At 66.8% G+C, this 11663-nt stretch carries 9 protein-coding genes; 6 read left to right on the top strand and 3 right to left on the bottom strand.

Going from position 1 to position 11663, the window contains the following annotated elements; genetic code table 11:
- Together alaS and IV088_RS14035 are read right to left on the bottom strand one after the other, a co-directional pair.
- A partial coding sequence (alaS, locus tag IV088_RS14040; protein WP_291103079.1) for an alanine--tRNA ligase occupies positions 1 to 2557 on the bottom strand: 2557 nt, incomplete at its 3' end.
- An 85-nt stretch (positions 2558 to 2642) separates the two neighbouring features.
- Complete coding sequence (locus tag IV088_RS14035) at positions 2643 to 3572, bottom strand: LysR family transcriptional regulator (protein WP_291103077.1); 930 nt, start codon at positions 3570 to 3572, stop codon at positions 2643 to 2645.
- A gap of 232 nt (positions 3573 to 3804) precedes the next feature.
- On the opposite strand from IV088_RS14035, the gene IV088_RS14030 reads away from it, so the two are divergent.
- The 5 genes from IV088_RS14030 (at position 3805) to IV088_RS14010 (ending at position 9444) form a co-directional block, all read left to right on the top strand.
- Positions 3805 to 4956, top strand: coding sequence for an ABC transporter substrate-binding protein (locus IV088_RS14030; protein ID WP_291103075.1), 1152 nt, complete (start codon positions 3805 to 3807; stop codon positions 4954 to 4956).
- Positions 4957 to 5232: 276 nt separating this feature from the next.
- Positions 5233 to 6258 (top strand): ABC transporter ATP-binding protein, encoded by a 1026-nt coding sequence (locus IV088_RS14025; RefSeq protein WP_291103073.1) that lies wholly within the window; start codon positions 5233 to 5235, stop codon positions 6256 to 6258.
- Positions 6259 to 6265: 7 nt separating this feature from the next.
- Complete coding sequence (locus IV088_RS14020) at positions 6266 to 7168, top strand: ABC transporter permease (protein ID WP_291103071.1); 903 nt, start codon at positions 6266 to 6268, stop codon at positions 7166 to 7168.
- Positions 7158 to 7955, top strand: a complete 798-nt coding sequence (locus IV088_RS14015; RefSeq protein ID WP_291103068.1) for an ABC transporter permease — start codon at positions 7158 to 7160, stop codon at positions 7953 to 7955. Before IV088_RS14020 ends, IV088_RS14015 begins: the two co-directional genes overlap by 11 nt.
- 49 nt (positions 7956 to 8004) lie before the next feature.
- Entirely contained in the window at positions 8005 to 9444 is a 1440-nt protein-coding gene (locus tag IV088_RS14010; protein ID WP_291103066.1) for a gamma-aminobutyraldehyde dehydrogenase, read from the top strand.
- A gap of 198 nt (positions 9445 to 9642) precedes the next feature.
- Here IV088_RS14010 and IV088_RS14005 read toward each other — a convergent pair whose 3' ends face one another.
- A complete protein-coding gene (locus IV088_RS14005) occupies positions 9643 to 11046 on the bottom strand; it encodes a PLP-dependent aminotransferase family protein (protein WP_291103065.1) in 1404 nt (467 codons plus the stop codon).
- A gap of 145 nt (positions 11047 to 11191) precedes the next feature.
- On the opposite strand from IV088_RS14005, the gene IV088_RS14000 reads away from it, so the two are divergent.
- Positions 11192 to 11663, top strand: a 472-nt coding sequence (locus IV088_RS14000) for an aminotransferase class III-fold pyridoxal phosphate-dependent enzyme (protein WP_291103062.1), incomplete at its 3' end; no start/stop codon positions are given.

The following is an 11663-nucleotide window of genomic DNA, read 5'->3' as shown; positions in this document are numbered from 1 at the left end:
CCACGAAGTTCACCAGCTCGCCGGCCTTGACCTTGCCCATGCTGTCGGCCGTCACGCCCGCGGCGATCTGCACCTTGCCGCCGTCCACCGCGGCCAGCACGATGGCGGCGGTTTTCAGCTTGTCTTTCAGCTTGTCCATGGTGTCGCGCAGGGTCTTGGCGTCGGCGCCGTTCAACACGGCGGCCAGCACCTTGATGCCCTTGATGTCCACGGCCTGCGCCATGAGTTCGTCGCCCTGGCTGGAGGCCAGCTTGCCCTTGAGCGCGACGACTTCTTTCTCCAGCGCCTTGACCTGCTCCAGCGTCTGGCCGATGCGGCTGGTCAGCTCGGCGGTCGGTGCCTTCAGCGCGCCCGCCGCCTGCGACACGGTGTCTTCCAGCGTCTGCAGGTAGCTCAATGCGTTGACACCGGTGACGGCCTCGATGCGGCGCACGCCCGCGGCCACGCCGCCCTCGCCCACCACCTTGAACAGGCCGATGTCACCGGTGCGCTGCACATGGGTACCGCCGCACAGCTCCTGCGTTGAGCCGATGCTCAGCACGCGCACGATCTCCCCGTACTTCTCGCCGAACAGCATCATCGCGCCGGTCTTCTGGGCTGCCTCGATGTCCATCAGTTCCGCCTTGGCCGCCGCGTTGGCCAGCACCTCGGCGTTGACGATGGCCTCGATCTGGCGGATCTGCGCGTCGGTCACCGGCGCGTTGTGCGCGAAGTCGAAACGGGTGCGCTCGGCGTTGACCAAGGAACCCTTCTGCTGCACGTGGGTGCCCAACACCTCGCGCAGGGCCTTGTGCATCAGGTGGGTGGCGCTGTGGTTGCGCACGGTGGCGGCGCGCAGGGCCAGGTTGACGCTGGCGGTCACGGTGTCACCCACAGCCAGCGTGCCCTGCTCCATCGCACCGTGGTGGCCGAACACGTCGGACTTGATTTTCTGCGTGTCGCCCACGGCGAACTTGGCCGAGCCGCTGGTGATCACCCCTTCGTCACCGACCTGGCCACCGCTCTCGGCGTAGAAGGGCGTGGTGTCCAGCACCACGACGCCCTGCTGCCCGGCCTTGAGCTCGGCCACGGCCGTGCCGTCCAGGTACAGCGCCACCACCTTGGCCGGCGCTTCGAGCTGTTCGTAGCCGACAAAGGTGTTGCCCGCGCCGGTGTACTCCAGCGCCTTGTCCATCTTGAACTTGCCGGCCGCGCGGCCCTTGGCCTTCTGCGCTTCCATGGCGGCGTGGAAACCGGCTTCGTCCACAACGACACCCCGCTCACGGCAGACATCGTTTGTCAGATCCAGCGGGAAACCGTAGGTATCGTGCAATTTGAAAGCCACGCCGCCGGAGAGCCGCATCTTGTTTGCCAAGGCTGCAGGATTGATTTCCATTACGCCAGGCTTTGGTTCTAGCTGGGCTATTCGGAGAAATTCAGATTCGAGAATCTCCATGCCATTGGCCAGCGTCTCGTAGAAACGCTCTTCCTCGGCCTTCAGCACCTCGGTGATGCGCTGCGCCTGGTTCGCCATGTTCGGGTAGGCCTCGCCCATCACGGCCACCAGATCGGGCACCAGCTTGTGGAAGAACGGCGTCTTCTGGCCCAGCTTGTAGCCGTGGCGGATGGCGCGGCGCACGATGCGGCGCTGCACGTAGCCGCGGCCTTCGTTGCTGGGGATCACGCCGTCGCTGATCAGGAACGCCGTGGCGCGGATGTGGTCGGCGATCACCTTGAGCGAGGGGTTGTCCAGGTCGGCCGTGCCGGTCTCGCGGCCCGCGGCATTGATCAGCGCGTCGAAGATGTCGATCTGATAGTTGCTGTGCACGTGCTGCAGGATGGCGGCCAGGCGCTCCAGGCCCATGCCGGTGTCCACGCAGGGCGCGGGCAGCGGCGTGACGGCGCCGGTCTCGTCCATGTTGAACTGCATGAACACGTTGTTCCAGATCTCGATGAAGCGGTCGCCGTCTTCATCGGGGCTGCCGGGAGGGCCGCCGGCGATGTGGTCACCGTGGTCGTAGAAGATTTCCGAGCAGGGGCCGCAGGGGCCGGTGTCGGCCATCATCCAGAAGTTGTCGCTCTTGTAGCGCCCGCCCTTGTTGTCGCCGATACGAATCACGCGCTCGGGCGGCAGGCCGATCTCTTTGGTCCAGATGTCGTAGGCCTCGTCGTCCTCTTCGTACACCGTGGCCAGCAGGCGCTCGGGCGGCAGCTTGTAAACCTCGGTCAGCAGTTCCCAGGCCCACTTCAGGCTCTCGCGCTTGAAGTAATCGCCGAAGGACCAGTTGCCCAGCATCTCGAAGAAGGTGTGGTGGCGGGCGGTGTAGCCCACGTTTTCCAGGTCGTTGTGCTTGCCGCCAGCGCGCAGGCAGGCCTGCACCGACGCGGCGCGCACGTAGGGGCGCTTGTCGGTGCCCAGGAACACGTCCTTGAACTGGACCATGCCCGAGTTGGTGAACATCAGCGTGGGGTCGTTGCCCGGCACCAGCGGGCTGGACGCCACCACGGTGTGGCCCTTGGAGGCAAAGAAGTCCAGGAAGGTCTTGCGGATGTCGGCGACGGAGGCTGGGCGGGTCATGTCGGTGGTGCTTCGGGCAGGTTCAGAACAGCTTGGCATTATCGCCCGGCCTGCCGTCCACCGAGCTCGCCGCGCCCCGGCCGGGCTAGCGGATCAGCGCGCCACCGCCCAGCACGTGACCTTCGAGCGTCGGGCGCACGGCCGTGAGGAAGTTGCTCAGCGATTCCGGCAGCCCAGCGCCCTTGCGCCAGGCCAGCCCCACCTCCAGGTGCGGCAGGCCCTGGGCGAGGGGCCGTGCTTCGATGCGGTCGCCCTCCAGCGACCAGGGCCGGTACAACATGTCGGGCAGCACGGAGCAGCCGGCGCCGGTGGCCACCAGGCTGCGCACGGCCTCCACCGACGAGGTGCGGATCAGCACCGTGGGGTCCGCACCGCCGGCGTTCCACAAGGCGGTGGTGGCGTCACCCAACTCATCCACCTGCAACAGGACGAGCGACTGCCGGGCCAGTTCGGTGGCCTCGATTTTTTCTTCCCCGGCCAGGCGGTGGTTGACCGGGAGCCACACCCGCCAGCCGGACCGCAGGATGGTTTCGGTGTCCAGCGCCTGGCGGTTCTGCAGCTGCGACACCACGATCAGCGCCACGTCGAGCTCGCCGCTGATCAGCAGGTGCTCCAGGTAGTCGCGCCGGTCTTCGGTGATCTGCACCTGGATGCGCGGGAACACGCGGCGAAACCGGTCGAGCAGGAACGGCAGGTAGTAGCCCACCATCAGGCTGGTCACGCCCACGTTGAGGCTGCCGGTGACGGTGTGCGGCCGCGAGGCCAGCGCGTCGCGCGCGTTGCGCATGGCCACGTCGATCTGGTGCGCGTGGCGCAAAAACTGGTGCCCCGCGTGCGTGAGCGACATGCCCCGCGCCCGGCGCTCGAACAGCAAGGTGCCCAGATCGGCCTCCATCTGCGCGATGGCCTGCGACACGACCGATTGCGAGACCCCCAGCTCGTGGATGGCGGCCGAGATGGAGCCCGATTCGGCGACCGCTATGAAATACCGAATGCTCTTGAACGAGGTGCTCATCGGGTCATTTCGCCATTTCAGGCACTCTTTTGGACCAATTAAAGGGTAAACCCGCAAGCGCACCGCTTCAAGGCACAGGGTAACCCCCTAAAAAAACGCTTTCTGGTGCGAGGTTTCTGTTTTACCGATGGATTCTATTGTCTGCCCGGGATGGTTCGGCACAGGGGCAATACCTAAGATGCCTCTCAGGCCCGCACCAGCGCGCCCCAACCACCCCTGTCAGGAGTTCCCTATGTCCCAGACCCGCACACTTCTCGTTGGTTTGCTGGCGGTTGCCTCCGCCGCCTCCAGCCTCGCAGCCCCGCCCAAGGCCGTCGGCAAGGGCGAGGGACAGCTCAACATCATTGCCTGGGCCGGCTACATCGAACGTGGTGAAACCGACAAGGCCTACGACTGGACCACCGGCTTCGAAAAGGCCACTGGCTGCAAGGTCAACGTCAAGACCGCGGCCACCTCCGACGAAATGGTGTCGCTGATGAAGGCGGGTGGCCACGACATCGTCACCGCCTCGGGCGACGCCAGCGGGCGCCTGATCGCCTCCAAGCTGGTGCAGGAAGTGAACGTGGGCCTGGTGCCCAGCTACAAGAACATCGACCCCCGCCTGCAGAAGGCCGCCTGGCACACCGTGGACGGCAAACACTACGGCGTGCCCTACCAGTCGGGGCCCAACGTGCTGATGTACAACACCGACGTCTTCAAGAAGGCGCCCGACTCCTGGTCGGTGGTGTTCGAGGAACAGAACCTGCCCGACGGCAAGTCCAACAAAGGCCGCGTGCAGGCCTACGACGGCGCCATCTACATCGCCGACGCCGCGCTGTACCTGATGTCCAAGAAGCCCGAGCTGGGCATCAAGGACCCCTACGAACTCAACGAAAAACAGTACGCCGCCGTGCTGGAGTTGCTGCGCGGCCAGAAAAAGCTGACCCACCGCTACTGGCACGACGCCACGGTGCAGATGAACGACTTCAAGAGCGAAGGCGTTGTCGCCTCAGGCTCGTGGGGCTTCATGGTGAACTCGCTCAAGGGCGAGAAGAAGCCCATTGCCTCCGTGGTGCCCAAGGAAGGCGCCACCGGCTGGGCCGACACCACCATGCTGCATGTGAACGCCAAGAACGTGAACTGCGCCTACCAGTGGATGGAGCACCAGCTCAGCGACCAGCTGCAGGCCCCGCTGGCCGAATGGTTCGGCACCGTGCCGGTGACCCCGGCCGCCTGCAAGGCCAAAGCCCCCGGCGGCAGCGACTTCTGCAAGGTCAACGGCTTTGATGACCTGGCCAAGATCAAGTTCTGGAAGACCCCGCAGGCCAAGTGCGCCAGCCAGGGCAGCTGCGTGCCCTACGCCAAGTGGGCGATGGACTACATCGCGATCATGGGCGGAAGGTAAGTACGTGGCCCCCACGCTCCGCCGCTGCGCGGGTCGCTGCCCCCCGGAGGGGGCGCGAATTCAGCTTGGGGCGGCCCGGCGCTGAATTCATGCCCCCCGCGCCGCTTCGCGTCACCCCCCTCTCTCGCCTGCGGCGGGAGGGGGACGGCACTGGCCGTCCGGCGAAGCCGGGCCGGCGGTGCCCCGGGCTGGGGGAGCCGTCGCGCCCCGTGCTGATGTTCGCTCCGGCGCCATGGACAACTGAACCGAACCGCACCCCTGACTGAAGATTTCTGCATGACCGACGCCATCGAGTTCAAGGACGTTTCCAGGCACTACGGCCACGTGAAGGCGCTGGACGGTGTCAGCTTCACCGTGCAGGAAGGTGAGTTCTTCTCCATGCTGGGGCCTTCAGGCTCCGGCAAGACCACCTCCCTGCGGCTGATGGCCGGCTTTGAACAACCGAGCCACGGCAGCCTGACCCTGATGGGCAGGGAAGCCTCGGGCACACCGCCCTACGAGCGCGACGTGAACACCGTGTTCCAGGACTACGCGCTGTTCCCGCACATGAACGTGCTGGACAACGTGGCCTACGGCCTGATGGTGCGCAAGGTGTCCAAGGCAGAGCGCCACGCCCAGGCCCGAGAGGCCCTGGCCATGGTCGCCCTGCCCGACCATGCCGAGCGCACGCCGGCCCAGCTCTCGGGTGGCCAGCGCCAGCGCGTGGCGCTCGCTCGCGCCCTGGTCAACCGCCCGCGCATCCTGTTGCTGGACGAGCCCCTGGGCGCACTGGACATGAAGCTGCGTGAGCAGATGCAGGTCGAGCTCAAGGTGCTGCACCGCAAGCTGGGCATCACCTTCGTCTACGTGACGCACGACCAGGGCGAAGCGCTCTCCATGTCGGACCGCATCGCGGTCTTCAACCAAGGTCGGATCGAACAGATCGCCAGCCCGCGCGAGCTGTACCACCAGCCGCGCACCCGCTTCGTGGCGGACTTCGTCGGCAGCGCCAATGTGATCGACACCGCGCTGGCGCAAACGCTCACGGGCCGGCCGCAGGCGTTTGCGGTGCGTCAGGAACACATCGCCATGCACCCGGCGGGCGCGGCCTCTGCCGCCGGCCGCCTGCAGGTCGAGGGCGAGGTGCTGGCCATCCAGTTCCTCGGCGCCAGCCAGCGCCTGGAGGTGCAGGTAGGCGGACAGGTCATCACCGCCCTGCAGGCGGAAAGCGAAGCCGCCTCGGCGCTGGCCGCGCACACCCGGGCGGGCCAGCGGGTCGCGATCAGTTGGTCGCAGCAGCACATGGTGATGCTGGACGCCTGAGGCCAACATGCGCGCCCTCTCCAACCTCTTCTACCAGCGGCGCACGCTCACGCTGCTGCTGATGCTCACGCCGCCGCTGCTGTGGTTCGGCGTGGTGTACCTGGGCTCGCTGCTGACGCTGCTGAGCCAGAGCGTCTTCGTGTTCGACGACATGAGCATGTCGGTGGTGACCGAGTTCACCACCGACAACTTTGCCAACCTGCTGGTCCCGGCCAACCTGGACATCGTGCTGCGCACGCTGGGCATGGCCGTCGCCGTGACGCTCGCCACCGCGCTCATCGGCTTCCCCATGGCCTGGTACATGGCCCACCACGCCGGCCCGGCCGAAAAGGGCTTTTTCTACGTCGGCGTGATGCTGCCCATGTGGGCCAGCTACATCGTCAAGGCCTACGCCTGGACCGTGCTGCTGGCGCAGGGCGGCGTCATCTACTGGGTGATCAATGCGCTCGGCCTCCAAGGCGTCCTGCAGGCCGTGCTGTCCATCCCGGTGATCGGCGGCGACACACTGGCCACGTCCAACCTGGGCCGCTTTCTGGTGTTCACCTACATCTGGCTGCCCTTCATGGTGCTGCCCATCCAGGCCGCCATCGAACGCGTGCCGGCCAACCTGCTGCTGGCCTCGGGCGACCTCGGTGCCCGCCCGTTCCAGACCTTCCGCAACGTGCTGTGGCCGCTGGCCTTCCCGGGCGTGGTGGCGGGCTCCATCTTCACCTTCTCGCTCACGCTGGGCGACTACATCATTCCCCAGCTGGTCGGCCCCTCGGGCCTGTACATCGGCAACATGGTCTACACCATGCAGGGCACCATCGGCAACATCCCCATGGCCGCGGCCTTCACCTGCGTGCCCATCGTGCTGATCACGCTGTACCTCGCCATGGCGCGCCGACTGGGGGCCTTCAATGCGCTCTAGATTCACACCGCTGCGCCTCGCCGCCTACGCGGGCCTGGCCTTCCTGCACCTGCCCTTGCTGTTCATCGCGCTGTACGCCTTCAACAGCGCCGACAGCAACTACAGCTTCCCCATGGAGGGTGTGACCCTGCGCTGGTTCGCCCGCGCGCTCGAACGCACCGACATCCACGAGGCGATCTATCTTTCGCTGGCGGTGGCCGCCATGGCCACGGTCATCGCGATGGTGCTGGGCACACTGACCGCCGCGGCCCTGAACCGCGACCGCTTCTTCGGCAAGGACGCGTTCACCACCCTGCTGATCCTGCCGATCGCCCTGCCCGGCATCGTCACAGGCATTGCCCTGCTCTCGGCCTTCCGGCTCATGGAGGTCAACCCGGGTTTCTGGACCATCGTGGTCGGCCACGCCACCTTCTGCGTGGTCATCGTGCACAACAACGTGGTGGCCCGCCTGCGGCGTCTGCCCAACCGTTTGTGGGAGGCGTCGATGGACCTGGGCGCCGACACCTTGACCACGCTGCGGTACATCATCCTGCCGCAGCTCGGCACCGCCCTGCTGGCCGGCGGCATCCTCGCCTTTGCGCTCTCGGTGGACGAGCTGATCGTGACCACCTTCACCGCCGGCACCGACAAGACCCTGCCCATCTGGCTCATGGGCCAGCTCGGGCGCCCGCGCGAGGCGGCCATCACCAACGTGGTGGCGCTGGCCATCATGGTCATCACCATGCCGCTGATCCTGCTGGCCTGGCGCCTCACCCGCGACGGCGACGCCAGCCCGAACACCCGCTGAATACCCCGATCCCGTCCGCTCTGTTTCAACCCCACTTCTGGAACCCGACATGGCCGCCACCCGCTTCACCACCCAGCTCCTGATCAACGGCCACAGCGTCGCCGGCGAAGGGCGCGTCGAACCCATCCTCAACCCCTGCACGGGCGACCTGCTGTGCGAGGTGCGCGAAGCCAGCGCCGACCAGCTGCGTCTGGCGGTGGACGCGGCCAGCGCCGCCTTCCCCGCCTGGGCCGCGCTCACGCCACGCGACCGCAGCGCCTACCTGTTCAAGATCGCCGATGCCATCGAAGCCCATGGCGACGAACTCGCCATGCTCGAGTCGCTGAACTGCGGCAAGCCGCTGGCGGCCGCGCGCAACGACGAGATCCCCGCCATCGCCGACGTCTACCGCTTCTTCGGCGGCGCCATCCGCAACATGTCGGGACCGCTGGCGGGCGAATACCTGGCGGGCCACACCAGCATGATCCGGCGCGACGCACTGGGCGTGGTGGCCTCCATCGCGCCCTGGAACTACCCGCTCATGATGGCCGCCTGGAAGCTGGGCCCGGCCATCGCCATGGGCAACACCGTGGTGCTCAAACCCTCGGAAAACACACCGCTGACCACGCTGCGCTTCGGCGAACTGCTGGCCGGCATCCTGCCCCCGGGCGTGGTGAACATCGTGTGCGGCCGGGGCGACTCGGTGGGCGCGCCCCTGATCCGCGACCCGCGCATCCGCGTGGCCTCGCTCACCGGCGACGTCTCCACCGGCAGCAAGATCATGGAGGCCGCCGCGCGCGGCATCAAACGCACCCACCTGGAGCTGGGCGGCAAGGCGCCGGTGATCGTGCTCGACGACGCCGACCTCGGCAGCGTGGTCGAAGGCCTGCGCACCTTCGGCTACTACAACGCGGGCCAGGACTGCACCGCCGCCTGCCGCGTCTACGCCACGGAAGGCATCTACGAAAAACTGGTGGCCGACCTGAGCAGCGCCGTCTCCTCCATCAAGGTGGGCAGCCAGCAGGAACCCGGCGTCGAGATGGGCCCGCTGATCTCGGCGCGCCAGCGCGACCGCGTCGCCAGCTTCGTGGACCGCGCGGCCCAGCTGGCCCACACCGAGGTCACCGCCGGCGGCGGCACGGTGGGCAACAAGGGCTTCTTCTACAAACCCACGGTCATCGCCGGTGCGCTGCAGGAAGACGAGATCGTGCGCAGCGAGGTGTTCGGGCCGGTGGTGTCCATCACCCGCGTGAAAGACGCAGAACAGGCCGTCGCCTGGGCCAACGACTCCGAGTACGGCCTGTCCAGCTCGGTCTGGTCAAGCAACGTGGGCACCGCGATGAACATCGCGGCTCGCCTGCAATACGGTTGCACCTGGGTCAACACCCACTTCATGCTGGTGTCCGAAATGCCGCACGGCGGCATGAAGCACTCGGGCTACGGCAAGGACATGTCGGTCTACGCGCTGGAGGACTACAGCTGCGCGAGGCACATCATGGTCAAGCACTAGGAAGCACCCCCTGCGCCGCTTCGCGTCTTCCCCCTCTCTCGCCTTCGGCGGGAGGGGGACGGCACTGGCCGTCCGGCAAAGCCGGCCCGGCGGTGCCCCTGGGTGGCGTTTTTTTCGTGCGGTTCGGGCCGCGCTCCGGCGCCGAGAAAACCTGAGGCTTCGCAGCTTGGGCCTTGGCCCAACACAAAGCACAAAAACTCAGCCCCGGCTCTGCGTCTTCAAAAACGCCAGCACCTGGGGCTCTTCGGTGAACGCCACGTTGAAGCGGAACCAGGGGCTGGGCTGCAGGTCGGGCGCGAACAGGTGGCCGGGCCCGAGCAGGATGTCCTGTTCGGCGGCCTTGTAGGCCAGCTCGGTCGCGTTGGCGATGTCCGGGTGGCGTGCCCAGAGGAACATGCCGGCCTTGGGCTCGCAGAACAGCTCGAAACCCAGGTTTTCGAGTTGCTGCGCCACGCGCTGGTGCGCCTGCGCCAGCCGCTCGCGCAACCCGCGCAGGTGCTTGCGCCAGCGCCCGTCGACCAGCGCGCCATAGGCCAGGCGCTCGTTGAATTCCGACGACGTCAGGCCCGAGATCATCTTGAGCTGGGCAAAGTCTTCGAGCAGATCGGGCGGCGCGGCCAGGAAGCCGACGCGGATGTTGGGCGAGATGGTCTTGGAGAAGCTGCTGATGTAGACCACACGCTGCAGCTGATCCAGGCTCGCCAGCGAGGGTCGCGGCTCGGGGTCGAGGTCGGCGTAGATGTCGTTTTCGACCACGGTGAACTGGTGCTGCTCGGCCAGTTGCACCACGCGGTGCAGGTGCGCGAGGTTGGCCACCGAACCGGTGGGGCTTTGCAGGCGCGGCTGGGTGAAAAACACCTTGGGCTGGTGCTCCAGCACCAAGGCTTCGAGCGCGGCCAGGTCGTAGCCGGCCGGTGTGCGCGGCACACCGATCAGCCGCGCGCCCAGGAAACGCAGCGAAAACAGCAGGTTGGGGTAACCGGGGTCGTCCACCAGCACGGCGTCCCCCGGGCGCACCAGGCGGCGCGCCACCAGGTCCATGGCCTGGCTGGAGCCCTGGGTCAGCAGCACCTGGTCGGCGCTGACCGCGATCTCCTGTTCGGCCAGCAGGTCACGCACCAGCTGGCGCAGCGGCGCAAAGCCCTTGGGCTCGCCGTAGCCACCCAGGTCCACGTTTTCGGCCGCCAGCGTGCGCAGGCTGCGGCGCAGGCCTTCTTCAAACAGCCAGTCGCCGGGCAGCCAGCCGCAACCGGGCTTCATGCGCAGCGCGCGGGCTTCGAACACCCGGCGCAGGTACCACATGGAATCGAAGTTGTAGTTCGCCGTCTCGGCGGGCACGGTGCCGGGCGCCTGCGGCGCCACGCCCTCGCGCTTGCGCACAAAAAAGCCCGAGTGCGGGCGCGAGACGAAATACCCCAGCGCCACCAGCCGGTCGTAGGCATCGACCACGGTGTACACGCTCACGCCGTGGGCGTGGGCGAACTGGCGGATGGAGGGGGCCTTGGAGCCCGGGCGCAGGTTGCCGCTCTGGATCAGGTCGCGAAACCCCTCGACGATCTGCACCACAAGCGGGCTGGTGCTTTTGGGGTTCAAGGTAAACATGGGCGGCTATCAGGGTAATGCTGTACAGGTCTGTGGGGCTGCACAGTGCATCGCTGTGCAGGCACTGTCTGTATATGTTAGCCGTGGCCCAAGCGCCCTACAGTCCGCCCCAGTCTGAAATCTCTTCTTGATCGGAGCCCACTGCATGCAACGCGAATCCCAAGCCACCAACGCCATGCTCATGGCCCGCCGCCAGGCCGCCATCCCGCGCGGCGTGGGCCACAGTCACCAGATCTTCATTGCCAAGGGCGAAAACGCCGAGATCTGGGACGTGGAAGGTCGCCGCTACATTGACTTCGCCGGCGGCATCGCCGTGCTCAACACCGGCCACCGCAACCCGGCCGTGATCGAGGCCGTGAAGGCCCAGCTCGACCAGTACACCCACACCTGCTTCCAGGTGCTGGCCTACGAGCCCTACGTGGAGCTGGCAGAGCGACTGAACGCCAAGGCCCCGGGTGATTTCGCCAAGAAAACCCTGTTCCTGACCACTGGCGCCGAAGCCGTGGAGAACACCATCAAGATCGCCCGCGCCCACACCGGCCGCTCGGGCGTGATCGCCTTCACCGGCGGCTACCACGGCCGCACCATGATGACCCTGGGCCTGACCGGCAAGGTCG

The organism is Hydrogenophaga sp. (assembly GCF_018780075.1).
In the GTDB taxonomy this organism is placed as follows: domain Bacteria; phylum Pseudomonadota; class Gammaproteobacteria; order Burkholderiales; family Burkholderiaceae_C; genus Hydrogenophaga.
The sequence above is the reverse complement of the archived record's forward strand: the minus strand, read 5'-3'. Positions and strand labels throughout refer to the sequence as shown.